The following is a 23,514-nucleotide window of genomic DNA, read 5'->3' as shown; positions in this document are numbered from 1 at the left end:
CCTCGACGCCGGGCAGCCGGTCGAGGGCCGAGGCGAAGAACCGCCCGGCGTAGGCCGGGTTGGCCATGCCGGTCGTGTCACCGAAGCCCACCTCGACCGCGCCGGCCTCGGCGAACTGCTCGGCGAGGCCGAGCACCCGCTCCATCGGCACCGGCCCCTCGTAGGGGCAGCCGAAGGAGGTGGCGATGACGGCGCTCAGTCGCAGGCCTTCGGCGAGGATGCGCTTGGCCATCACGGTGGTGTCCGCCATCGTCTGCTCGACCGTGCGGTTGATGTTGCGCTGGTTGTGCGTCTGGGAGGCGCTGACGAACAGCCCGACGGCCTCGAACAGCCCGCGGTGGCGCAGAGCGTTGTCCAGGCCCCTGCTGTTGGGGACGAGGACCATCCGCTCGACGCCCGTGGGCAGGTCGACCCCGTGCAGCACCTCGACCCCGTCGGCGAGCTGCGGGATGACGTCGGGCCGCACGAAGCTGGCGATCTCGAGGCGGGCCAGCCCGGCCCGCCCGAGCAGGTCGATCAGGCGGATCTTGTCGGCCGTCGGCACCGTCTCGGGCTCGTTCTGGAAGCCGTCGCGCGGGCCGACCTCACGGATGTGCACCCGGCGCCGCTCGCCCGGGGTGGCGTTCGGGTGTGCCGTCGAGGTGGCGTACGGGTGGGTCATGTCGAATCCTTCCGTCCCTTCCGCGCTGCGGAGCCACGTCCCCCGGCGGCGGTCACCGCCGGTCGCCCAGCTGGGCTCGGATGACGTCAAGGACCTGCGGGTTCTCCGCGCCCGACAGGTCACCCGGGTCGGTGCCGAGGACGGCGGCGCGCAGCGCGCGGCGGAGGACCTTCGCCGACCGGGTCTTCGGCAGGGCCGCGACACGGACCACGCGGCTCGGCGCGAACGGCTTGCCCAGCTGGTCAGCCACCCGCTCACGCAGCCGGCGGGACACCTCCTCGTCGGGCGTCGGCCCGGTTCCGGGGCCATCGCGCCCGGCACCGGGACCGGCGGCGCCCACGTCTTCGGTGCCGGGGCGCGCCACCCAGAACGCCCAGACGGACTCGCCCTTGGCCGGGTTCGGGACACCGACCACGGCGGACTCGGCCACCGCCGGGTCGGCGGCCAGAACGGATTCGATCTCCGCCGGAGCGACCCGCTTGCCCGCCACGTTCATGGCGTCGTCGGACCGCCCGAGGATGAACCAGCCACCGGCCTCGTCGACAAGCGCGAAGTCACCGTGGCGCCACAGCCCCGGGAAGGTCGACCAGTACGTCTCCACGTAACGGGCCTCGTCCCGCCACACGCCGCGGGTCATCGCCGGCCAGGGCTGGCGGCACACCAGTTCGCCGACGGACCCGCGCAGCGGCCGGCCGGACTCGTCGACCACGTCGACGTCCATGCCGAGCGCGGGGCCGCCCAGCGAGCAGCTGGCGATCTCCTCGACCGGGTAGGGGCACAGGAACGAGCCGCCCACCTCAGTGCCGCCAGAGAAGTTGATGACTGGGACGCGGCCGCCGAAGACGTTCGCGGCCAGCCACTCGTAGGACTCCGGATCCCAGGGCTCGCCTGTCGAGCCGATGACGCGTACCGACGACAGGTCCTCGGCCGGCCGGTCCGGGCTGGCCGCCCGCAGCGCGCGGATCAGCGTCGGCGACACGCCGAGCGTGGTCACCCGGTGGCGTTGCGCCAGACGCCATAGCCGGGCCGCGTCCGGCATGTCCGGGGCGCCTTCGTACAGCAGCAGCGTCCCGCCGCACGCGTGGGTGCCGACTATCGACAGCGGGCCCATGATCCAGCCCATGTCGGTGATCCAGCAGAAGGTGCGGCCCGGCGCCATGTCGAAGCCGTAGGCGACCTCGCAGGCCGTCTTGACGAGAAATCCCGCGTGGGTGTGCACGGCGCCCTTCGGTCGGCCGGTCGTGCCGGACGTGTAGGCCAGCAAGAGCACGTCCGACGACGCGGTCGGTGCTACCGCCGGGTCCGGCTCGCCGGCCAGCATCCGCCACCAGCTGACGACCTCGGCCCCGCCGCGGGCGGAGGTGATGGGCGTGGGTGTGGGCATGGCTGTGGGAGCCAGGCTGTCGACCACGACGACCAGTCGCACACTCGGGCAGTCCGCCAGCGCGTCGTCGAGGTGGGCCCGCATCGGTACCGCGCGGCCGCGCCGGATCGTGCCGTCCGCGGTGATGACCGCCCTGGCTCTCGCGTCCTGGAGCCGGGCGGTGATCGCCGCGGCCGCGAAGCCGGAGAACAAGGGGACGGCCACCGCGCCGAGGCTCGCCACGGCGTAGAACGCCACCACGGCCTCCGGGGCCATCGGCAGGTAGATCGCGACGGCGTCGCCGGGCCCGATCCCACGGGCGCGCAGCGCTCCGCGCAGCCGGGCGACCTGGTCGGTCAGCCCGGCGAAGGTGAGCTCGCGCACCGAACCGCTCTCATCCTCGTGGACCACCGCCGGAGCGTTCGGGGTCGATGCCAACCACCGGCTCAGGCAGGCGTCGACGATGTTGATCTGACCGCCGGTGAACCATTCCGGGTACTCGATCCCGCGGGACAGGTCCACGACCTGCTCGTAGCGCCGGCTGAAAGGGATCGCGAGGTCGTCCACGACGGCGTGCCAGAAAGCGCCGATGTCGGCCACCGAGACCGCCCGCAGCTCGTCGGCGGTGTCCACGCCAAGGCGGCGCATCAGCCGTGCGACGTTGGTGTGTTCCAGGTATGCAGGGCTTGGAAGCCAGGTGTAGGCCATGTGTCTGCTTCGCGGAAGGCCGAGACTCGACTCGGCGACGATGTCGTTCCGGATGACGTGGGCTTCCGCTGGGGCGTGCTATGGGGCCGCCGAGCCGGACGGGGCAGTTTCCTCGGCGGTGGCGCCGACGGTCTGGTCGGTTCCCCGCGATGACTCGTTCTCGCTGCCGGTGCCGTCCTCGGCCTCGTGCGCGAGGCCGTCCGCGTCATCGGCGTCCCCTGCGGAGACTGGCGGTGAACGCCGCAGCACGGCGTAAACGACCAGAAGCAGTCCGAGCACGAGCAGAAGGAGCGGCGCGACGAGGCCGACGAGGGTCAGCAGCAGACCGGCGGAAGCCGCGGTGTCGGCGAGATCCTCGATGCTGGCCTGGGTGATGTGGAAGTCCAGTGCCAGGACCGGCAGGAGCGCCACATCCTTGTCCGCCACTGACGTGTGCGCGACGACCTGCTGGGCGATGGTCTCGTCGATAGCGACGCCGGTCTGCTCGTCGACGTAGGCGACGATATCGGTGGACGCGGTGAAGGTCATCGGCACCGGGTCGGGCAGCGCGGCGACCGCCGCCGGTGTGAACGCCGCGACGGCCTCGGCCGGCAGCAGCGGGGCGAGCGTGCCGACGAGGTTTCTGGGCAGGCCCGCCGGCAGCTCCTTCAGGAGCGCGGCGTTGCGCACCGGCCCCTCGGCGGAGAACCGGTAGACGTTGACCGTCCGCCCGCCTCGCGAGTCGGTCCCGCTGTAGTGGACGGGTACCACGGTGCGGGTCACCGGGTCGTAGTACGTGTAGCGGTCGTCCTTGGCGGGGCTTATCGGGAAGGCCGACGTCAGCGCGCCATGAGCCGGCTCGACGCCGGGGACGGCCGGCGCCGGCACCTCCACACCGCGCAGCGTCGACCGGTCGACCGCGTAGGTGTAGGTGCTGGCCGGCAGCCGCAGGTCCTTGGCCTTCACCGCCAACGAGTCCTCGATTACCGCGGTGTCGCCGTCGGTGGACAGCGCGACGACGTGCCGATCCACAGTGATCGGCACGTCGGTTCGTAATGCCGCCTTTACGTCACCCGCCTGTAAGGCTTCGCTGTCGAGCAGCGTCGCGGTCCCTTCATAGCCGACGGTGAGGTCCGTGTCCCCCGGCAGCCTGGTCGCGAGCGGGACGATCAGGAATTTCAGGACGACCGCGAACGCGACGAGCAGGATACCCACGGTACCGGCGATCACGGCCGAACGACGAACGCGCATATTTCCTCCTTCTGACTGACCCGGCCGGGCGCCCAGCAGCCGGAAGGACTGCTGACCGGCATTCCGGTGGTCGGCATTCCGGGCGGCCATGCGCACGAGCCGTTTCGAGGATCGAGAAGTATTACTTGTCCAGGGCGCGTCGCCGGCGAGCACGGAACGCCCGGGGGCCCGGTAGCTGGTCGATTTCTTCTGGGCTTTCCCTAGAATGCCGACACGGCCCGGAAGCCGATACCCCCCGGAAGAAGGGATTCCTCCCCCCGTCGGAGGGAAAGGATCTTTTCCGCAACGCGGGCAACCTTAGAGTCCTTCACAACAGGCCGGGATGGAACGAATCAGGGAGTCGTCGGTGGCGGCACAGCAGACAGTGGACGTGGCGAGGCCCGAACCGGGCTTGGCGGTGGTGACTCTCCACCGGCCGGAGCGGCTCAACGCGCTGAACCGGCAGATGCTCACCGAGCTGCGGGCGGCCGGTGAGCATCTGCGCGCCGACAGCTCGGTCGGAGTCGTGGTGCTCACCGGAGCCGGGCGCGGCTTCTGCTCCGGCTACGACCTCGCCGGGGCGGCCGAGTTCGCCGAGCTCGGCCCGGATGGCGCCCTCGCTCTGCAGGACCTCGGCAACCAGGCGCTGTTCGCGCTGCACTCGCTGCCGCAGCCGGTGATCGCCGCGGTCCGCGGCCCCGCGGTCGGAGGCGGATTCAGCGTCGCGCTCGCCGCGGACATCCGGCTGGCGGCGGACGACGCGCTCTTCCAGGCTGCGTTCGTCAGGATCGGGATGTCCGGCGCCGACATGGGCGCCTCGTGGCTGCTGCCCAGGATCGTGGGGCGCGGCACCGCTGCCGAGCTCATGTACACGGCCCGCGGGGTGGACGCCGCCGAGGCGGTGCGGATCGGCCTGGCCAACCGCGCCGTGCCCGCCGGTGCGCTGCTCCCCCAGGCGCTCGATCTGGCCCGCGAGATCCTGGTCCATCCCAGGACCGGGCTGGCGTTGACCAAGCGGGCACTGCAGGCGAACACCGACGCGCCCTCGTTGTGGTCGGCGCTGGAAACCGAGGCCCGCGGCCAGGCGCTGCTGATGGGTCACCCGGAGACGACCGCGGCAGTGGCACGTCTGCGCGACCGTCTCGCCTCCCGGCCAGTGGGCGGCTGACGCGTCGCCCACGAAGCCCTCATCCCCCGCCGCACATGTGCTTGCCGGGCCGGGGATGAGGGACGGAGGGCGTCAGATGAGGCAGCACCTCAACCAGACCTGCGGAAGGCCTGCGCAGGTGTTCGCCCCGGCCAGTCCGCTCGGGCTATCGCGCCCTGATTCCGGCGACGACCTCGTGCTGGGTCTGCTCGGGCAGTTCGTCCGGCAGGTAGAGAGTGAACCTGTCGACAAGCCCCTCGAAGCGCCGCCGAATTTCCTTTGCCACCTCGGCCGGCTCACCGACGACCGCGAACGCGTTCAGGACGGTGTCGTCGACGAGGTCCGCCATGGCTGCCCACTCGTTTCGCCGCGACAAGCGATGCAGCTCCACGTGCAGATCACCCCAACCGTGCAGGTCCAACACGCCGCGGTAGGCGGGGGTCGAGCCGTAGAAGGCGATCCGACGACGGGTTGCCGCAATACCCTGCCGGATGGAACGCTCGTCCGCCCCGGTGACGACAAAGCCCGGGTAGGAGAGTGTGAACTGCTCGCGGGAGCGGCCGTGGGCATGCAGTACAGATTTCACCTCCGGCACGGTGACCTCACGCAGATACCGCTCCGTGGTGAATCCGTGTATGAGCATCCCGTCAGCGACCTCGGCGGCGACGGCGGTCATTTTCGGCCCCACGGCGGCGACCATGACCGGTGGCGGCCCGAGCGGGTTCGGCCTGGGGCTGAACATCGGCGTCATGAGGGTGTGCTGGTAGATCTCGCCGCGGAAGTCCAATGGTTCACCGTCGTACCAGCTGCGCCAGATCGCCCGCAGCGCGAGCACGAACTCGCGCATCCGGGCCGCCGGGGCGGACCAGGGCATGCCGAAGCGCCGCTCGATGTGCGGACGAACCTGGGAGCCCAGACCGAGGATGAAACGACCCGAGCTGTAGCCGGCCAGGTCGTTAGCAATCATGGCTGTGGACATGGGGTTGCGCGCGAAGGCGACGGCGATGGCGCTGCCGAGGTCGAGCCGGGACGAGCGGTCGGCCGCGATCAGCAGCGGGAGGAAGGGGTCGCGGTTGATCTCGGGCGCCCATACCCCGTCGAAGCCGACCCGTTCGGCCTGGTGGACCTGGTCCGCCACCGCGGAGATCGTCGCGTCGCCGACGCCGTCACCGGCCCCACCGATGTTCGCGTCGACTCGCATACTCGCTCCTCCAGCACGACCCGGACATTCCGCATCGGCACGAAGTAAATCACCAGTAACCTACTGGGTCAATGATGGACAGCGTGGGCGGGACTGCCGGATCGTCTCCTGCATACACAGACGGCGAGGAGGGGCTCGGATGGCGACGAACGGCCGCGGGGCGATCGCCCGCACGCCTCGCCCACGCGACCGCAGGGCCCAGATCCTTCTGGCCGCGAGCGCGCTGTTCTACCAGTCCGGTTATCCCAACGTGGGCACCGAGGAGATCGCCGCTTCGGTCGGGGTCACCGCCGGCGCCCTGTACCGGCACTTCCGCAGCAAGGAGGAGCTCCTCGCGCAGGCTCTGTCGGACAGTTTCGACCGGGCGGCCGTCGTCGCGGGCCGCGAGGGCGTCGGCCTCTGCCAGGTGGTCGCCGAACTGGCCGCGATCTCGGCGCAGCGCCGCGAGCTGGGAGCGCTCTGGACCCGGGAGAGCCGTTATCTGAGCGAGGCGCTGCGCACCCCGATGAGGAAGCGCTTCTTCAACTTCCTCACCCAGCTTGTCGATGTGATTGCTGACGACCGGCCGGAGGTCGAGCGCCGCCATGCCGAACTCCTGGCCTGGTGCACGCTGGGGGTCCTGACGAGTCCGGCGTATCACGGCATCACCCTGGTTTCCGAGGACGCGGCCGCGGCGCTGCTGGCCCGCCTCGCGCTCGCGGTCTGTCGCACTCCAGTGCCCGCCGTGCAGCTGCACACCACGGCGGCGCTCGCTGCGCAGGTACCCACCGGGTGGGTGGCCGGGGTGCCCGGCCACGGGCGCCTGCCCGGGACACGGCGCCCGGCAGGCCGTCCCGCGAGCCCGGGCGGCAGTGCCGTGACCGGGCTGCCGCCCGGAACCCGCAGGGAGGCACTGGTGGCAGCGGCGGCCCAGCTGTTCGGGCAACGCGGATACCAGGGTGTGACGACCGAGGAGATCGGAGCCGCCGTGGGGGTGAGCAGCGCCGCCGTATACCGGCACTTCGCCACGAAGGCCGACCTGCTCGTCACCATCGTCGTCCGGACGGCCTCGGCGATGTCGCTGACCATGTCAACTTCACTGCACTCAGCGAGCACCCCCGAGGCGGGGCTCGCCAACGCCGCCGGCACCTACATCGACTTCGCGATGTCACATCCCGACCTGGTCAGCGTCCTCGTCGCCGAGACGAACTGCCTGCCCGAGGAGCAGCGCCAGCAGGTCCACACCACCACGCAGACCTACATCGCGGAATGGCTGCGCCTGCTGCGGGCGGTGCGGCCGGAACTCGACCGCGCCGACGCGCTCTACCGCGTGCACGCGGTGCTCACGATGGTGAACGACGTCGCCCGAACGCCCCATCTGCGCGAGGTGCCCGAGCTGGAGGCGGTGCTGCACGCTGCGTGTCTGCGCATGCTCGCCGATTCGGCGCCAGCGTCTTGACCAAGGTGATCGGGGTCACTACTCTCACCAAAAGTAAATCTCGGAACACATCGTGCCTCTTACCCGAAGGGGCACCGGCGAGGGCCGCGTGAAGAAGGGCCGCCGGAATCACTGGATCACGAGCGGAGGGCGGGGGCGTGACACCGGAGCCGACAGTTGGGGTGGACCCGCTCGCCGAGCGTCGCCGCCGGCTGTTGGCGACGCTGCGCGCGTCAGCCGCGGCTGGCGGGTTCGGTGCTGCTGTGCCGTCGGTTTCTCACCCAGTGCTCCCCGGCGGGCCGACGAACCCGGATCCGCTGGCTGATCTCGGCGCCGCGGCCGCGGAACTGCGGGCCTGCCTGCTCCATGCACAGGCCTCCGCGCAGGCACGCCTTCGTGACGAGCTCGCGGCGCTGCGCGAAGCCGGCTCCCCCAGCGAGGCGCTCGCCGCGGCGCCACGGGCGCTGTGCGTCGCCGGTGGTTTCGATCGGGCCCTGGTCTCCGGTGTCCGGGGCTCGACATGGGTGCCCATCGCGCTGCACGTCGAATGCGGTGTGGACGACCCGGTCAACGCCGCGCTGGGCGATTTCCTGCGCTCCCGCGTCATCCCCCTGACCTCCTCGATGCCGGAGGCCGAGCTGCTGCGCCGTCGGGCGCCCGCGCTCGTGCTCGACGCGCAGGCTGAGCCGCGGCTGTGTCGACCGCTGGTGGAGGTGTCCGGCACCCGGGAATACGTGGTCGCCGCGGTCCAGGCCGCCGACACCGTGCTGGGGTATCTCCATGCCGATCGCCACACCTGCCGGCGGCCGCTCACCACGGCCGATCGTGACCTCCTCCAGACCTTCGCCGACGGCCTCGGCCTGATCATCGAGCGAGCGGTCGCCCTGGATCGGCTGACGTTGCAACAGGAACAGGTCACGGCGGCGTTCTCGGCCCTGCGCAGCACCGGCACCGGGCTGACGACGTCGCCGTTGCGCCTGGAACGGGTCATCACGCCGGCTGGCGGTGCCGGCGTGCAAGGTCTGCCATCGCTGCCAGCCACCCTGGAGGTCACCGCGGCGCTGCCGCGCCCCCTCGACGGTCTCACCCCCCGCGAGCACGACGTCCTTCGTCTGCTGGCGAGCGGTGCGACGAACGCCGAGATCGCGAATCGCCTGACGGTGTCGGAGACGACGGTGAAGTCCCACGTGAAGCACATCCTGCGCAAGCTGCATGCCGCGAACCGGGCCGAGGCGATCGCGCGCTATCTCGGTCTCGTCCGCGAACAGGCCCGGTCGTTATGACGGCGGCATCCAGCCGGCGCGGCGCCCGTACCCTGTTCCCTGCCGCCACCGGGGATCGGAGCTGGCGGCAGCGGGAAGGCACCCTCGCCGCCCGGGTCGACTCCCTGCGCGCGGCGGTCCACGAGGCGCTCGGCGAGCCGCGTTCGGGCCGCAGCACGCGGGGACGTGCCGCTCCCGCGTCCGTGGCCCAGGACTGGACGGCGACCTGGACGATGGTCTCAGCGCTTGCCGAGGCGTGCGTGGAATGGCTGCGCTGCTGCGGTGACCCCGACGCCCCGGGCGCGCGGCGGCTCTGCGAGCTGGTGCTCAATCTGCACGAACTCGGTGTCGAGCTCTGCGAGCACGAACTGGAGAGCCGGGCCCGGCGACTGGCCGACTGCGCAACCGGACTGCGCCGGCTACGCGACCTGTCGAGTTCGACGGACCTGTTCACCCAGGCGTGCCAGGAGCTGGTCGGCAGATGCGGCTTCGGCCGCGCGGTGCTCTCCCGGGTGGAACACCACACCTGGCGGCCGTGGACGGCCTTCTTCAGCAACGACCACGAGTTCCAGTCGTGGTTCGCGGAGTGGATCGACCAGCCCATTCCGCTCGCCGCGCAGGCGCCGGAGACCCTGCTGCTCGCCGGGCACGGTCCCGCGCTCGTCCAGGACACCGAAAGTGCCGCGGTGCACCGGCCGATTATCATCGAATCGGGCCGGTCCACGTCCTACGTGGTGGCCCCCGTCATGCGCGGGAACGAGGTGGTCGGTCTGTTACACGCCGACCACTTCCCCTCACCGAAGCGCGTGGATGATTTCGATCGCGAGGTGCTCTGGTCCTTCGCCGCGGGCTTCGGCCACGTCTTCGAACGGCTCGCGCTGATGGAGCGCCTGCGAGCCCACCGGGACCTGGTACGCGGTGTTCTGTCGACGACCGCACGTTCCATGGACGAGATCTGTGAGGCGAGGATCGACCTTCTGCCCGACGCATCCGCCGGCGCGATGGCCCGCGACGCACCTGTCCCCGGCTCCCCGGCCCCCGGGCCACGTGTGCTCGGGAAGCTGACCGTCCGCGAGGCGGAGGTCTTCGAGCTGATGATCGCGGGCGCGACGAACAGCGTGATCGCCGAACGTCTGATCATCACCGAGGAGACGGTGAAGTCACACGTGAAGCACATTCTGCGCAAGCTCGGCGTCGCGAACCGCTCGCAGGCCATCGCCGCCAGCCTCGGCACGAGCGGGGCAGGTCAGGCATGGAGGCCCGCGGCCGATTCGGATCGGCCGCGGGCGTCCGAACGGTGGGATGCTCGGCAGCCAAGGTGACGAACATCCGGCAGCGAACGGCGTTCCGGACTCGTCTACGGTGCGCCGAGCAGGCCCAGTTCGCTGCGGCCCAGCAGGTCATATGCCTGGTCCGTGGTCATGGGGTGGAAGGGGCCGCCGCGTGCGTCCCGATAGAGGCGCTCAAGGACGTGTCCGCGGCGGAACGAGGAGCCGCCGACCAGCCGCAACGCCGTGTCGGTGACCCGGATCGCGGTCTCGGTCGTGGTGACCTTGGCGACGTCGAGGAATGCCGTCCGCGCGATCGGGTTCCACTCGGCGTCGCGTCCGTCGATGAGGATGCGGGCGGTCGCCTCCAGCGTACGGATGGCGGCCTCGGTCTCCAGGCACATCCGCCCGAGCCCGTGCTGCACGTACCCGACGCCCTTGAGCGCGACGTCGGATCCCTCCATCGTCGCGCCGAGCGTCTTCTTCTTCAGAATCTCGCGGGTCTCAAGGTAGGCCTTCTCGGCGAGCCCGCAGTAGACACCCGCGAAGCTCATCGAGGCCCATTCGAACTCGCCGAAAAGTCCCTGGCGGAAGTTCCCGCCGTAGGAGTCGGTGGGTGCCAGAACCTTGTCGAACACCACGGTGTGCGTGCCCGTAGCACGCATGCCCATCGTGTCCCAGGTCTCGACGACGCTGATTCCCGGGCTGTTCATGGGCAGGACGAACACGGCTTCGCGCGAGGCGTGGTCCTGGAAGTCGGTCGGGAGCACTCCGTCGGGATCGGTGATCGTCGCGTTGAACGCGATGATGTCGGCCCCGAGGCACAGCGTGGCCCAGGTCTTCTTACCGGTGATGCGCCAGCCACCGCTTTCGTCGGGCACCGCGATCGTGTCCGCGAGCCCGGAGAGGCCGGCCCGATCCTCGCTGAACGGGCCACAGATGATCTTCTCTTCACGGACGACCTGCCCGAAGACCCGCTCCCGGGTCGGCTCGTCGAGCAGCCCGCGGAAGATTCCCACCATCGTCTGGTGCATGTTGAAGGCCAGCGCGATGGCTGGGTCACCCTTCGCGAGCTCGCGGGAGACACGCGCGGTCGTCCAGATGTCGGCGCCCAGGCCGCCGTACTTCTTCGGCACCGCGAGCGGCACCAGACCGCTCTCCTTGTACCGCGCGACGAGCTCGACCGGGAAACGGTTCTCCGCGTCAGCCCCCGGCCCGATCTCGGCGAACTCCTTCGCCAGCGAGCGAGCCGCCTGTAACACCTCCGCCTGCTCGTCCGGGGTCATCTCGACATCGTGCTTGCCCATTCGCCGAATCACTCCTCGTCTTCTCGCCAGCATCGGCCGTATGGAACCGAACGTATTTGAGACGAACCTGAGACGAATCGCCCTCGGGGAGAGCTTCCGCCCTTCGACGGAGTGAGGCGCGGACCGGCGCGGGGAAGGCCGGCCACGCGTCACCGTTCGGCGTTCCCCCCAGGGAGCGGCCTGACTCCTCCGTCAGAGCGGCTCATTCCGCGAACTTCAGATTTCCATCCCTGTTACCGGACACCCTGCTGAACGGAGAATCCGATGCAAACGCCGAGCACCATCCCGGTCGCGGAACGGGACGGGGCCCGCACAGGGCCACGCGGCAGTGGTGGCAATGCCCGGCAGGCGCGGCGACGGCTACGGGCTGTGATGACCGCCGCCTTACTCGCGACGGCGCTCATCGCCGCCGGAGCCTGCAGCGCTGGCGAAACGAGTACACCGGCGGCGGCGTGCATCTCCCCCGGAGTGGAGCCGGACGCCATTGAGCTCGGTGTCCTGTACCCGGACTCCGGCAGCTTCTCCACGACATTCCGGGGGTTCCGCGACGGACTGGCGGCCCGCCTGGAGATCGAGAACTCCCGCGGCGGCGTCCACGGCCGCGAGATCACCTACACCAGGGCGGACGACAGGGCGAACACGGAGACCAACCTGACGGAGGCCATTCGCCTCGTCGAGAAGGAGCAGGTCTTCGCCGTGATCGAGGGGTCGGTCGCCGAGGCCGGTTCGGCGCATTACCTGGACGCGCAGGGCGTGCCGGTCACCGGCCTCGGCCCCTCCGCCGTCTGGAACAACCACAGGAACATGTTCACCTGGTCCTCACTGGTCAGCCAGACCGCCGTGACCACCGCCTGGGGTCAGATCGCCCGCCAACAGGGCGGCACCCGGGCGGCGGTACTCGCGGTCGTCAACGTCCCGTCCTCACAGGAGCTCGCCACAACCCTTTCGGCCAGCATGCGCTGGGCAGGCATCCCGACGGTATACACGAATCTCCGGCTCTATTCCCTGTCGAACGTCGACCGGATGGCCGAGGCGATCGTCGCCGCCCAGGCCGACGTCGTGACCGGGGTCGTCACCCCCGAAATCTGGGGCGAGCTGGCGTCGGCGCTGCGGGAGGCGGGTGCGCGGATCGCCGTCCCGCTGTTCCCCAACGGATACGACAGGGCGTCACTCATCAGCACCGGCCCCGTGCTCGCGGGCATGTACATCGGCCAGGTGACCGCCCCCTTCGAACTCGGACTGCCCGCCCACCAGGAGTACTTCAACGCCCTGACGCAGTACGCCCCCGAGATCACCGTGCAGGAGAACCAGCTGGCGCTCAACGGCTGGCTCGCCGCCGATCTGATGCTGCGGGGCCTCAAGGAGGCCGGGCCCTGCCCGTCCCGGGCCGGGTTCATCGACGCGCTGCGCTCGGTCCGGCACTACGACGGCGGCGGGCTGGTGCGCCCGGCAATCGACCTGAGCACCTACACGCTGCCGAGCGCCTGCCTCAACGTCGTCCAGGTTGACCCCACCGGGCAGAGCTATCAGCTCGTCGGGGACGGGCCGGTCTGCGGCCAGATCCAGACCGTGTCCTGACGTCACCCACGCGTTTCACCCCAAGGGGAGGTGTCTTTGACCCCGAGGGGTGACGCGCCCGGCGTCGGATCAATCTACGGTTCGGGGACAAGCCGACGGCCTGCCGCGGCATTTCGTTAAGTAGCAGGAAAGGAACCTGCATGTCCTCGTACCGATTCGCCGTACTCTGGTTGAAGGCGTTCCGTGAGAGCGCGGAGAAGGTCTGCGCTCTCTACGCCGACGACTTCCTCTTCGAGGATCTGATCTTAGACCAGTCCATCACCGACAAAGAGGAGCTGCACCGGGTCTTCGCCCCGTATGCGAACGCGGACCGGGACAACGGGATCGGCATCAACTGCTTCCGCATCGACGAGTACATCGGCGATTCCCGCAGCGGCATCATCCGGTGGTCCTGGGAACCTGACGGGGCCGCGGCCTTCCTCGGCGTGCCCACCGCCGGAAAGCCCTTCAGCACCAGCGGTCAGACCTTCCACGTCTACGACACCGACGGGCGCATCAGGCGCGAGTCGACCTACTGGGACGCGGTCGCCCCACTCGCCGCGATCGGCCTGCCGCTGTCAGTCCACGGTGGTGTCGCCGGGCCGCCGGTCGCAGCCGCGACGCGCGCCAGCTGATGCGCGCCAGCTGATGCGCGACGGCGCACCGCACCGACCGCGAACCGCATGAACCGCGAGCCGCATGAACCGCGAGCCGCGCCGACCCCGAGCCGCGGGGCCGCGGGGCCGCGCGAGCCCACGAGCTGGCACCTGTGAGCCCACGGGCTGCGCGAAGGTCTGCCGCGACGCCGCTCGAGCCGCACGTACACCAGATCTGACCAGGGAGCTGCACGCCGATGAGCCGAGGACAAGACCACGCCGAGCGCTGGACGAGGGCGATCACCAGCGACACCGAGGCGGCCCTCTCGCTGTACGCCGCCAACGTCCTGTATGACGACCGCCGCGCCATCGACCACGTCTACGACACCGCGACAGACGTCGCTGAACTGCGCGAGCGGCTGGCCCCGTTCGCCAACTCCGACATCAGCAACGGCCTGGGGCTACACAGCTTCGACATCCTTGACGCGATCGAGACCACCGGAGCCGCCGGTGCGTTCGCCGTGACGATCCTGTGGCGCTGGACGGCCGAAGGCCTCTCCCGGTTCCGCGGCGTCCCGACCGGCGGCCAGACACTGAGCACCCGGGGCCAGACCTGGCACCAGTTCGACGCCGACGGACGCATCGACCGTGAGCTGACGAACTGGAACGACGTCCCGGTGCTCCAACAGCTCGGTCTGCCGGTTCTCACGCCCCACTACTGGGCGGCCGACTTCGATCCGAGAGCCCTGGGCTGACCAGCGGCGCATTCGCCCGAGACCGGCAGGCGCCGGACAAGAACAAGACCGAACAGGTCATGTACCAACCAGCACGGTCACCACGAGCCGGCGCCGGCCTGCCGGCAATGCCCTGAAGGCGGCAGACCGGCCATTGTAGCCGCCCGGACGGAGACGGAACGACAATGTGGGGCACACTGCCCGAAGTTTTCGATCGAGCCTGCTTACACAACGCGAACTCGACAGCGATTATTGATGGCGACCGGAGGCTGACCTACCGGCAGATGTGGCGGCAGGCGAACCAGGTCGCCAACGGCCTCGTGGCACTCGGTGTCGGCAAGGGCGAGCGGGTCGGCCTGCTTCTGCCGAACGTCGCCGAGTTCATTACGACCCAGCACGGCATCTGGAAGGCCGGAGCGGTCCTCGTGCAGATGCCGGCCCGTGCTAGCGCGTCGGTCCACCGCTCCAACCTGCGCCAGACGGCCGCTACCACGCTGATCTACCACTCCCAGTTCGACGAGGTCGTCGCCGAGCTGCTCGGCGACGAGAATGAGCCGACCGCGGTCAAGCACGTCATCAGACTCCAGGCCCCGGGCACCAACGCCGGCACCGAGACCGGCAGCGCCCCGCTCCCCGGCTCCGTCGGCTATCTGGACGTCTTCGGTGCGCAGCCCGGCGACACCGCCCCGGCGGTGCCACTCGACGAGCACGACGAGGCCTACGTCCTGTTCACCTCCGGCAGCACCGGCGAACCCAAGGGAGTCGTCAACTCCCACTTCACCTGGGCGCACTACAGCATCACCGCTGGGCTGGAGATCGGCGACATCCGCCCCGGCGAGATCTTCGCGCACGGCGCGCCGCTGACCCACTACACGCAGATCTTCGTGATGCCGACCTTCCTGCGCGGCGGGACGAGCGTGATGCTCCCCGGGCTCGACGTCGACACACTGCTGGCGACAGTCGAGCGGGAGAAGATCACCGCCACGGCAGTCGTGCCGACCATCGTCTATCTGCTGCTGGACCATCCGCGCCGCGCCGCGTTCGATCTGTCGTCGCTGCGAACGATGGTCTACGCCGGTGCCCCGATCGCTCCGGAACGGCTCCGTGAGGCGCTGGAGGCCTTCGGGCCGATCTTCGTGCAGACCTACGCGGGCACCGAGCCGGGCTACGTCTCCTGTCTGCGCAAGGAGGACCACCAGCTCGGCGAGGGTGGCAGTGCCGCCCGCCTGGCCTCCGCCGGCCGTCCGCTGCCCTATGTGCGGGTGAGTATCCAGAACGAGGCGGACGAGCAGCTTCCGGTCGGGGAGATCGGGGAGATCTGCTCCCGCCAGTTGGGCCAGATGCTGGGCTACCTCGACGCCTCGCGCAACGCGGAGGCGCTGCGGGGCGGCTGGGTGCACACCGGCGACATCGGCTACCTCGACCCGGACGGCTTTCTCTACCTGGTCGACCGCAAGAAGGACATGATCGTCAGCGGCGGCTTCAACGTCTTCCCCCGGCAGGTTGAGGACGTGTTGCAGACCCACCCGGCGGTCGCCCAGGCGGCGGTCTTCGGGATCCCCGACCCGAAGTGGGGCGAGGCGGTGCACGCGGTGGTGGTGCCGCGCGGCGGTCAGCACGCCGAGGTGGCGGATCTGATCGGTCACGTCAGGCGCGCGCTCGGCGGCGTGCCAGCGCCGAAGAGCATCGACGTCGTCGACGCGCTGCCGGTGAACCCGGCCGGCAAGGTCGACAAGAAGGCACTGCGCACGCCGTACTGGGCGGGCCGCGACCGCCAGATCGGCTGACAGCCCGCGGGCGACCGCTACGACGCCCGATGACCCGATGTGGCCATTTCGGCATCAGCGTCCAGCTGTAGCCGCCGGGTCTGCGCGTGCGAGACGGCGATCGATCAGCCGCCAGGAACATCCGGCTGATCGGGCCAATCCCGCGGCACAGGCCGGACGGATCCGGCCTGACCCGCCGACGACTGATCAAAGAAGAGAGCAGAAGCGGAAGATGATCATGACGACAGATTCTCGCCAGCCCGTTGACGAGGCTCGCTTCCGTGATGTCGTGTCGCGTTTCGCGAGCGGAGTCGTCGTCGTCACGGCCCAGGTGGACGGGCAGCCGGTGGGCCTGACCTGTCAGTCGTTCACGTCGCTGTCCCTCGATCCGCCCATGGTGCTGTTCTGCCCGTCGAAGACGTCCACGTCGTGGCCGGTGGTGGCCGCGGCCGAGGCGATCTGCATCAACATCCTGAGCGAGGGGCAGGACGCGATCAGCAACGGCTTCGCGCGAAGCGGCACCGACAAGTTCGCCGGCGTCGCATGGTCCCCACTGCCCAACAGCGCGCCGGCCCTGCACGGGGTCGCCGCACACCTGGGCGCCACGGTCGCCGAGGTCTACGACGGCGGCGACCACCACATCGTCACCTGTCGCGTCGAGTTCCTGCGGGCGCGGGACGAACGGGATCCTCTGCTCTACTACCGCAGCCGCTACCGACGACTGCACGCGGTCGACTGATCGGCCGCCCATGCCGCCGAGCGCGACCCGCCCGTTCCAGACAAGACCTGGGAGCACCAGGGAAGGGGATGTCATGTCCACACCGCACTACCGTTTCTACGTCGACGGAGAATGGGTCGACTCAGCGCAACGGCTCGAGATCCGCAATCCGGCGACCGGCGACTTAGTGGCCACCGTCGCGAAGGGGAGCACCGACGACGTCGACCGCGCCGTGGCCGCCGCGAAGGCCGCGCACGAGGCCGGCGACTGGCGCCGCACGCCACCGGAGAAAAGGGCAGCCCTGCTGCACGCGGTCGCCGACCGCATCGAGGCGCGCCTGCCCGAGCTGGCGGCGCTGCAGACCCGGGAGAACGGCGCGACCATCCGCGTCACCGGCGCGCTGCATCTAGGCTTGTCGATCGGCCAGCTTCGCTACCTCGCAGACCTGGCGAAGACCTACCCGTTCGAGCGGCCCGGCCCCGCGATCGGCCCGATCCCGGCCGAAGGAGTGCTGCGCCGCGAGCCGCTCGGCGTGGTCGGCGCGATCGTGCCGTGGAACATCCCACTGCTGGTCATCGTCTGGAAGGTCGCCCCGGCGCTCGCCGCGGGCAACACGGTGGTGCTCAAGCCGGACGAGCACGCCCCGCTGATCGCGCTCGAACTGGCACGCGAGTGCGAGGCGGCCGGGCTGCCACCGGGGGTGCTCAACGTGGTCACCGGCGACGGTGACCCGGTCGGCGCACACCTGTGCCGGCATCCGGACGTGCGCAAGGTGGCCTTCACCGGGTCGACCGAGGTCGGCAAATCCATCCTGGCCGCCTCCGCGGACACCGTGAAGCGGGTGACACTCGAGCTCGGCGGCAAGGGCCCCAACATCATCCTGGATGACGCCGACCTCGACCTCGCGGTCGATGGCGCGCTGTTCGCCGCGCTCGCCAACAACGGGCAGGCCTGCGAGGCCGGAACCCGGCTGCTGGTGCCGAGCGAACTGCACGACGAGATCGTGCGACGGCTGGTGGCGCGGGCGGCCACGCTGAGCCTCGGCGACCCGCTCGATCCGGCCACCGATGTCGGCCCGGTCATCAGCGCGCGGCAACGCGACCGCATCCTGGGCTACCTGGAGTCGGCGCTCGCGGACGGGGCGACGATCGCGTTCGGTGGCGGCGTGCCGAGCGGCCCCGGGTTCGCCGACGGCTACTGGGTCGAGCCGACCGTGGTCACCGGTGTCTCCAACCAGTCCCGAATCGTGCGGGAGGAGGTCTTCGGCCCAGTGCTGACCGTGCTGCCGTATGACTCGGTGGCCCAGGCCGTGGCGATCGCAAACGACACCGACTACGGGCTTTCGGCGGGCGTCTGGGGCCGGGACGAGGAACGCGCGCTCGACGTCTCCCGCCAGCTCGAGGCCGGGATGGTCTACGTCAACGACTGGCATGTGATCAACCCCGCGTACCCGTTCGGCGGCTTCAAGCAGAGCGGGCTCGGTCGTGAGGGCGGCCCGAACGCCCTCGACGCGTACACCGAGGCGAAGTTCATCTCCCTCGACCGCTCCGGCGGGCTGGAGAACCGTGCCGCGTTCGCCCTCGTGCTCGGGACCCCGCCGACCGGCGCCCCCTGACATCACCCCGACGAGCGCGCAAAAACAGGGTCACTGGAGACGACATGGATTTCGGCGAGAGCACCGAGCTGAGCGCGCTGCGCGAGGCGGTGGCGGCCATCATGACGCCGTACGGCGGCACGTATTACACGCAGCGGGCGACGGCCGGCGTGCCCACCGACGAGGCCTGGGCGGCCCTCGCGGAGTCCGGATTCCTCGGCGTCAACCTGCCGGAGGAGTACGGCGGCGGAGGCGGGGGGATCGTCGAGCTCGCCGCGGTGTGCGAGGAGGCGGCGGCGGCCGGCTGCCCGCTACTGCTGCTGCTCGTGTCGGCCGCGATCTCCGGCGAAGTCATCTCCCGGTTCGGTGACGACGACCAGCGTCGCCGGTGGCTGCCGGGCCTCGCCGACGGCAGCCACAAGATCGTGTTCGCCATCACGGAACCGGACGCCGGTTCGAACACCCACCGCCTGGCCACCCGCGCCGTGCGCGACGGCTCCGACTGGGTCCTCGACGGGCAGAAGTACTACATCTCCGGCTTCGACGAGGCCGCCGCCGTCCTCGTCGTGGCCCGCACCGACCAACAGGGGGCCCCCGGCGGCCAGGAGCGGACGGGCGGACCAGGGGACGCCGGCGGCGGCGACCGGACCCGGTTGTCGCTGTTCCTGGTGCCCACCGACGCCCCCGGACTCGTCGCGCATCCGCTGCCGGTGTCCGCCGGGCTGCCGGAGAAGCAGTTCACCCTCTTCTTCGACGGCGTGCGGGTGCCCGCCGACGCGTTGGTCGGCGAGGAGGGTGACGGCTTCCGCCAGGTCTTCCACGGGCTCAACCCGGAGCGCATCACCGGTGCCGCCCTGTGTGTGGGCATCGGGCGCAACGCGCTGCGCCGGGCGGCGGAGTACGCGACCTCACGGCGGGTGTGGGACACCCCGATCGGCACGCACCAGGGGGTGTCACATCCGCTCGCGGTCGCGCGCATCGAAGTCGCGCTGGCAGGGCTGATGACCCGGAAGGCCGCCTGGCAGCACGACAACGGGATCTCGGCCGCCGAGGCGTCCAACATGGCGAAGTACGCCGCCGCCGAGGCGGCTGTCGGCGCGGTCAACCAGGCCATCCAGACGCACGGCGGCAATGGCATGGCCACCGAGTTCGGCCTCGTACCGCTGTGGGGGCTGGCCCGGCTGCTGCGGATCGCGCCGGTGAGCCGGGAGATGATCCTCAACTACGTGGCCCAGCACAGCCTCGGCCTCCCCCGGTCGTACTGATGAGGACGACGACGTCGGCGGCCGGGTACACCGGGCACGCGCGCGTGCGGGAGGGCACGGTCCTGACCTCGCGCCTGGACATCGGCGGCGAGCAGTACCGCGTGAATCGGCGCGCCCAGCTGGCGAACCTGGCCGAGCTCGACGCCCAGCTCTCGGCCGCGATCGACGGCGGCGGCCCCCGCTACCGGGAGCGTCACCATGCCCGAGGCCGGCTGCTGGTGCGGGAGCGCATCGAGCTTTTGGTCGACCAGGACTCCCCCTTCCTCGAACTGTCGTCGCTGGCCGGCTGGGGCAGCGAGTTCACGGTGGGCGGGAGCGTGGTCACCGGCATCGGTCAGGTGGCCGGGGTCGAAGTGGTGATCATCGCGCACGACCCGACCGTGCGCGGCGGGACGATGAACCCGTTCTCGCTGCGCAAGACGCTGCGGGCGCTGGAGATCGCCCGGCGCAACCGGCTGCCGGTCGTCAACCTGGTCGAGTCAGGTGGCGCGGACCTCCCCAACCAGGCCGATCTGTTCGTGCAGGCCGGGAAGATCTTCCACGATCTGTCCGAGCTGTCCGCCATGGGTGTTCCGACCATCGCGCTGGTGTTCGGCAACGCCACCGCCGGCGGTGCCTACGTCCCGGGCATGTGCGACTACGCGGTGCTGGTCGACGGTCAGGCGAAGGTGTTCCTCGGCGGCCCGCCGCTGGTGAAGATGGCGACCGGCGAGGACGCTGACGGCGAGCAGCTCGGTGGGGCCGCCATGCACGCACGGGTCTCCGGCCTGGCCGACCATTTCGCCCTCGACGAGCCGGACGCCATCCGCATCGGCCGGCGCATCGTCTCCGAGCTGAACTGGCGCAAGCTGGGGCCCGGCCCGAGCCTGCCCGTCGAGCCGCCTCGCTACGACCCCGACGAGCTGCTCGGCATCGCCCCGGCGGACTTCCGGATTCCGTTCGATCCCCGCGAGGTGCTGGCCCGCGTCGTCGACGGGTCCCGGTTCGGCGAGTACAAACCCGACTACGGCACCAGCCTGGTGACCGGCTGGGCGGCGGTGCACGGCTTCCCGGTGGGGGTGCTGGCGAACGCCAACGGCGTGCTGTTCAGCGAGGAGGCGCGCAAGGCCGCCGAGTTCATCCAGCTCGCGAACCAGGTGGACACTCCGCTGCTGTTCCTGCAGAACACCACCGGCTACATGGTCGGCACCGCGTTCGAGCAGGGCGGCATCATCAAGGACGGCGCCAAGATGATCAACGCCGTGACGAACAGCACCGTGCCGCATCTGACGATCAACATGGCGGCCTCGTTCGGCGCCGGAAACTACGGGATGTCCGGGCGCGCCTATGACCCGAGGTTCATGTTCTCCTGGGTCGGCGCGCGGTGCGCGGTCATGGGCGCGGCGCAGCTCGCGGGCGTGCTGTCGATCGTGGGGCGGGCCGGGGCCGAGGCCGCCGGCCGTCCGTTCGACGAAGCCGCCGACGCCACTCGCCGGCAGGCCATCGAGCGGCAGATCGAGGCCGAGTCTCACGCCTTCGCCATGAGCGGGCGCGTCTACGACGACGGTGTGCTCGACCCCCGCGACACCCGCACTGTGCTTGCCATCGCGCTGTCCGCCGCGCACTGCGCGCCTGTCGAGGGACGCCGCGGCTACGGCGTCTTCCGGATGTGAGCCCCCGATGACAACGATCAGGAAACTGCTGGTGGCGAACCGGGGAGAGATTGCTTCCCGGGTATTCCGCACCGCCCGCGAGATGGACGTCGCGACGGTCGCGGTGTTCTCCGACCCGGATGCCGACGCCCCCTTCGTGGCCGAGGCCGACGAGGCGGTACGCCTGCCCGGGGCGACTCCGGCCGAGACCTACCTTCGAGCGGACCTGGTGCTCGCCGCCGCACAGCGCACCGGCGCGGACGCGGTGCATCCCGGCTACGGGTTCCTGTCGGAGAACGCCGCGTTCGCGCGGGCGTGCAGCCAGGCCGGAGTGATCTTCGTGGGGCCGCCGGCGGAAGCCGTCGAGGCCATGGGGTCCAAGGCCACCGCCAAAAAGATCATGGCGGCGGCCGGGGTGCCGGTGCTGCCCGGCCTGCTGGTGGACGCCGAGCTGCGTGCCGACGAGGCCCGGCTGCGCGCAGCCACCGCCGATCTCGCCTACCCGCTGCTGGTCAAGGCCGTCTACGGCGGCGGCGGGCGCGGCATGCGCATCGTCACCGGGCCGGAGGAGCTGGCCGGCGCCGTCACGAGCGCGTACCGGGAGGCCGAATCGGCCTTCGGTGACGGCACCGTGTTCCTGGAACGCTATGTCGAACGGCCCCGCCACATAGAGGTCCAGGTCTTCGCCGACGCGCACGGCGAGGTTGTGCACCTGTTCGAGCGGGAGTGCTCCGTGCAGCGGCGCTACCAGAAGATCCTCGAGGAGGCGCCGTCCGTCGCGGTCGACGACGCCCTGAGGGCGAGGCTGGGCGACGCGGCGGTGACGGCTGCGCGCGCCGTCGGCTACGTGGGTGCCGGCACGGTGGAGTTCGTCCTGGACCGGTCCGGGCAGTTCTTCTTCCTGGAGATGAACACCCGGCTGCAGGTCGAGCACCCGGTCACGGAGATGATCACCGGTCTGGACCTGGTGCGCGCCCAGATTCAGGTCGCCGAGGGCGCCCCGCTGCCCGACGAACTGCGGCGTGCCCGGATCGACGGGCATGCCGTCGAGGCCCGGCTCTACGCCGAGGACCCGGCGGCGGGCTTCCTTCCCTCGGCCGGGACGCTCCTCCAGTTCGAGGTGCCCGACCTGCCCGGTGTGCGGGTCGACAGCGGCGTCGGCGCCGGATCGACCGTCGAGGTGTACTACGACCCGATGCTCGCGAAGGTGATCGCTCACGGACCGACGCGCGAGATCGCCACACGCCGCCTCGCCGGCGCTCTCGCGCGCAGCCGCATCGACGGTCTGGCGACCAACCGGGACCTGTTGGTGGCGATTCTGCGCGAGGGGCAGTTCCAGGCCGGCGACATCGACACCGGCTACCTCGACCGGCATGACCCGGCCAAGCTCGCCGCGCCCGTTCCGGACGAGAACCGGCTGGTGGCCCACCTGGCAGCGGCCGTCCTGGCCGAGGCCGAGGCCAGGCGATCCCAGCGGATGCTGCTGCCGACGCTGCCCACCGGCTGGCGCAACGTCGGGAACAGCCCGCAGGTCGTCAGGACGGAGGTCGACGGCTCCACGATCGAGGTCGGCTACCGCCGCATCCACCACCGTGCCCCGAAGCCCGGCAGCCCCGACAACGCCGACAGCCCGGCCGGCCCGGAAAGCCCGGAAAGCTTCGACGTGTGGATCGATGGCCGGCGGGCCCAGGTCGCCCTGCACCGGGTGGAGGCGCGGCCGGACGGGTCCGCCGCCGTCAGCATTACCGTCGCGGGCGTACGTTCCCTGCTGCAGGTCGGCTGGCACGGCCCGGTCGCGTACGTCCACGGACGTGGCGGGACGACCGTCGTACGGATCCTGCCCCGGTTCAGCGAGCCCGGCGCCGTTGTCGCGCCCGGCTCGCTGGTGGCGCCGATGCCAGGCACGGTTGTGCGGGTCGCCGTCGATGTGGGCGACAACGTGTCGGCCGGAGACGTCGTGCTCGTCCTGGAGGCGATGAAGATGGAGCACACCGTGACCACGCCCCATCAGGGCGTGGTGCGAGAGATGACGGCCGCCGTCGGGGCCGTCGTGGAAGGCGGCCGGCTGCTCGCCGTCATCGAGCCCGCTCCGGCACCGGCGCAGGGGTGA

Annotated in this window: 18 protein-coding genes; 13 read left to right on the top strand and 5 right to left on the bottom strand. The window is 70.5% G+C overall.

The features are described 5' to 3' along the window. The 3 genes from AWX74_RS31340 to AWX74_RS31330 all read right to left on the bottom strand — a co-directional run. Positions 1-661: beta/alpha barrel domain-containing protein (locus tag AWX74_RS31340; protein ID WP_091284116.1), on the bottom strand; the 661-nt coding region annotated here is incomplete at its 3' end. Positions 662-713: 52 nt separating this feature from the next. Further along, positions 714-2,732 (bottom strand): AMP-binding protein, encoded by a 2,019-nt coding sequence (locus AWX74_RS31335; protein ID WP_091284113.1) that lies wholly within the window; start codon positions 2,730-2,732, stop codon positions 714-716. A 78-nt stretch (positions 2,733-2,810) separates the two neighbouring features. Next, positions 2,811-3,962 carry a porin PorA family protein gene (locus tag AWX74_RS31330; RefSeq protein ID WP_165615866.1) on the bottom strand — a complete coding sequence of 384 codons (1,152 nt, stop codon included), beginning with the start codon at positions 3,960-3,962 and terminating at the stop codon, positions 2,811-2,813. Between the two features lie 346 nt (positions 3,963-4,308). On the opposite strand from AWX74_RS31330, the gene AWX74_RS31325 reads away from it, so the two are divergent. Continuing rightward, entirely contained in the window at positions 4,309-5,109 is an 801-nt protein-coding gene (locus tag AWX74_RS31325; protein ID WP_242666498.1) for an enoyl-CoA hydratase/isomerase family protein, read from the top strand. A 145-nt stretch (positions 5,110-5,254) separates the two neighbouring features. Here the strand turns inward: AWX74_RS31325 and AWX74_RS31320 are convergent, their stop codons facing one another. Continuing rightward, entirely contained in the window at positions 5,255-6,289 is a 1,035-nt protein-coding gene (locus AWX74_RS31320; protein WP_091284108.1) for a TIGR03617 family F420-dependent LLM class oxidoreductase, read from the bottom strand. A gap of 139 nt (positions 6,290-6,428) precedes the next feature. Between AWX74_RS31320 and AWX74_RS31315 the strand changes: the two genes are divergently transcribed. From AWX74_RS31315 to AWX74_RS42170, 3 genes are all read left to right on the top strand, one after another. Then, complete coding sequence (locus tag AWX74_RS31315) at positions 6,429-7,727, top strand: TetR/AcrR family transcriptional regulator (RefSeq protein WP_091284106.1); 1,299 nt, start codon at positions 6,429-6,431, stop codon at positions 7,725-7,727. A 137-nt stretch (positions 7,728-7,864) separates the two neighbouring features. After that, a complete protein-coding gene (locus AWX74_RS31310; RefSeq protein ID WP_242666497.1) occupies positions 7,865-8,989 on the top strand; it encodes a helix-turn-helix transcriptional regulator in 1,125 nt (374 codons plus the stop codon). Beyond that, the gene (locus tag AWX74_RS42170; protein WP_091284102.1) at positions 8,986-10,290 is read left to right on the top strand and encodes a helix-turn-helix transcriptional regulator; all 1,305 of its coding nucleotides are present in this window, start codon (positions 8,986-8,988) and stop codon (positions 10,288-10,290) included. Before AWX74_RS31310 ends, AWX74_RS42170 begins: the two co-directional genes overlap by 4 nt. Positions 10,291-10,325: 35 nt before the next feature. Here AWX74_RS42170 and AWX74_RS31300 read toward each other — a convergent pair whose 3' ends face one another. Beyond that, positions 10,326-11,543: an acyl-CoA dehydrogenase family protein gene (locus AWX74_RS31300; protein ID WP_091284100.1), complete on the bottom strand. Its 1,218-nt coding sequence runs from the start codon at positions 11,541-11,543 to the stop codon at positions 10,326-10,328. A 264-nt stretch (positions 11,544-11,807) separates the two neighbouring features. On the opposite strand from AWX74_RS31300, the gene AWX74_RS31295 reads away from it, so the two are divergent. The 9 genes from AWX74_RS31295 to AWX74_RS31255 all read left to right on the top strand — a co-directional run bounded on the left by AWX74_RS31295 (position 11,808) and on the right by AWX74_RS31255 (position 23,514). After that, the gene (locus AWX74_RS31295) at positions 11,808-13,121 is read left to right on the top strand and encodes an ABC transporter substrate-binding protein (protein WP_091284098.1); all 1,314 of its coding nucleotides are present in this window, start codon (positions 11,808-11,810) and stop codon (positions 13,119-13,121) included. Between the two features lie 140 nt (positions 13,122-13,261). Further along, a complete protein-coding gene (locus tag AWX74_RS31290) occupies positions 13,262-13,735 on the top strand; it encodes a ketosteroid isomerase-related protein (protein ID WP_091284096.1) in 474 nt (157 codons plus the stop codon). A gap of 218 nt (positions 13,736-13,953) precedes the next feature. Beyond that, positions 13,954-14,451, top strand: a complete 498-nt coding sequence (locus AWX74_RS31285; RefSeq protein ID WP_091284094.1) for a nuclear transport factor 2 family protein — start codon at positions 13,954-13,956, stop codon at positions 14,449-14,451. A 164-nt stretch (positions 14,452-14,615) separates the two neighbouring features. Then, the gene (locus AWX74_RS31280) at positions 14,616-16,217 is read left to right on the top strand and encodes an AMP-binding protein (protein WP_091284092.1); all 1,602 of its coding nucleotides are present in this window, start codon (positions 14,616-14,618) and stop codon (positions 16,215-16,217) included. A gap of 217 nt (positions 16,218-16,434) precedes the next feature. Next, a complete protein-coding gene (locus AWX74_RS31275; protein WP_091284143.1) occupies positions 16,435-16,935 on the top strand; it encodes a flavin reductase family protein in 501 nt (166 codons plus the stop codon). Positions 16,936-17,008: 73 nt separating this feature from the next. Beyond that, positions 17,009-18,529 carry an aldehyde dehydrogenase family protein gene (locus AWX74_RS31270; RefSeq protein ID WP_091284090.1) on the top strand — a complete coding sequence of 507 codons (1,521 nt, stop codon included), beginning with the start codon at positions 17,009-17,011 and terminating at the stop codon, positions 18,527-18,529. Positions 18,530-18,573: 44 nt separating this feature from the next. After that, positions 18,574-19,773, top strand: a complete 1,200-nt coding sequence (locus tag AWX74_RS31265; RefSeq protein ID WP_091284088.1) for an acyl-CoA dehydrogenase family protein — start codon at positions 18,574-18,576, stop codon at positions 19,771-19,773. Next, positions 19,773-21,425 (top strand): acyl-CoA carboxylase subunit beta, encoded by a 1,653-nt coding sequence (locus AWX74_RS31260; RefSeq protein WP_091284086.1) that lies wholly within the window; start codon positions 19,773-19,775, stop codon positions 21,423-21,425. Before AWX74_RS31265 ends, AWX74_RS31260 begins: the two co-directional genes overlap by 1 nt. 7 nt (positions 21,426-21,432) lie before the next feature. Beyond that, a complete protein-coding gene (locus AWX74_RS31255) occupies positions 21,433-23,514 on the top strand; it encodes an ATP-binding protein (RefSeq protein ID WP_091284085.1) in 2,082 nt (693 codons plus the stop codon).

Origin of the sequence: Parafrankia irregularis (assembly GCF_001536285.1) — a bacterium.
GTDB lineage: Bacteria > Actinomycetota > Actinomycetes > Frankiales > Frankiaceae > Parafrankia > Parafrankia irregularis.
The sequence above is the reverse complement of the archived record's forward strand: the minus strand, read 5'-3'. Positions and strand labels throughout refer to the sequence as shown.

Bases quoted from the DNA above. Each gene is read 5' to 3' on its own strand.
- AWX74_RS31335 (WP_091284113.1), bottom strand. From the start codon at position 2,732: ATGGCCTACACCTGGCTTCCAAGCCCTGCATACCTGGAACACACCAAC.
- AWX74_RS31330 (WP_165615866.1), bottom strand. From the start codon at position 3,962: ATGCGCGTTCGTCGTTCGGCCGTGATCGCCGGTACCGTGGGTATCCTG.
- AWX74_RS31320 (WP_091284108.1), bottom strand. From the start codon at position 6,289: ATGCGAGTCGACGCGAACATCGGTGGGGCCGGTGACGGCGTCGGCGAC.
- AWX74_RS31315 (WP_091284106.1), top strand. From the start codon at position 6,429: ATGGCGACGAACGGCCGCGGGGCGATCGCCCGCACGCCTCGCCCACGC.
- AWX74_RS42170 (WP_091284102.1), top strand. From the start codon at position 8,986: ATGACGGCGGCATCCAGCCGGCGCGGCGCCCGTACCCTGTTCCCTGCC.
- AWX74_RS31300 (WP_091284100.1), bottom strand. From the start codon at position 11,543: ATGGGCAAGCACGATGTCGAGATGACCCCGGACGAGCAGGCGGAGGTG.
- AWX74_RS31295 (WP_091284098.1), top strand. From the start codon at position 11,808: ATGCAAACGCCGAGCACCATCCCGGTCGCGGAACGGGACGGGGCCCGC.
- AWX74_RS31290 (WP_091284096.1), top strand. From the start codon at position 13,262: ATGTCCTCGTACCGATTCGCCGTACTCTGGTTGAAGGCGTTCCGTGAG.
- AWX74_RS31285 (WP_091284094.1), top strand. From the start codon at position 13,954: ATGAGCCGAGGACAAGACCACGCCGAGCGCTGGACGAGGGCGATCACC.
- AWX74_RS31280 (WP_091284092.1), top strand. From the start codon at position 14,616: ATGTGGGGCACACTGCCCGAAGTTTTCGATCGAGCCTGCTTACACAAC.
- AWX74_RS31275 (WP_091284143.1), top strand. From the start codon at position 16,435: ATGACGACAGATTCTCGCCAGCCCGTTGACGAGGCTCGCTTCCGTGAT.
- AWX74_RS31270 (WP_091284090.1), top strand. From the start codon at position 17,009: ATGTCCACACCGCACTACCGTTTCTACGTCGACGGAGAATGGGTCGAC.
- AWX74_RS31265 (WP_091284088.1), top strand. From the start codon at position 18,574: ATGGATTTCGGCGAGAGCACCGAGCTGAGCGCGCTGCGCGAGGCGGTG.
- AWX74_RS31260 (WP_091284086.1), top strand. From the start codon at position 19,773: ATGAGGACGACGACGTCGGCGGCCGGGTACACCGGGCACGCGCGCGTG.
- AWX74_RS31255 (WP_091284085.1), top strand. From the start codon at position 21,433: ATGACAACGATCAGGAAACTGCTGGTGGCGAACCGGGGAGAGATTGCT.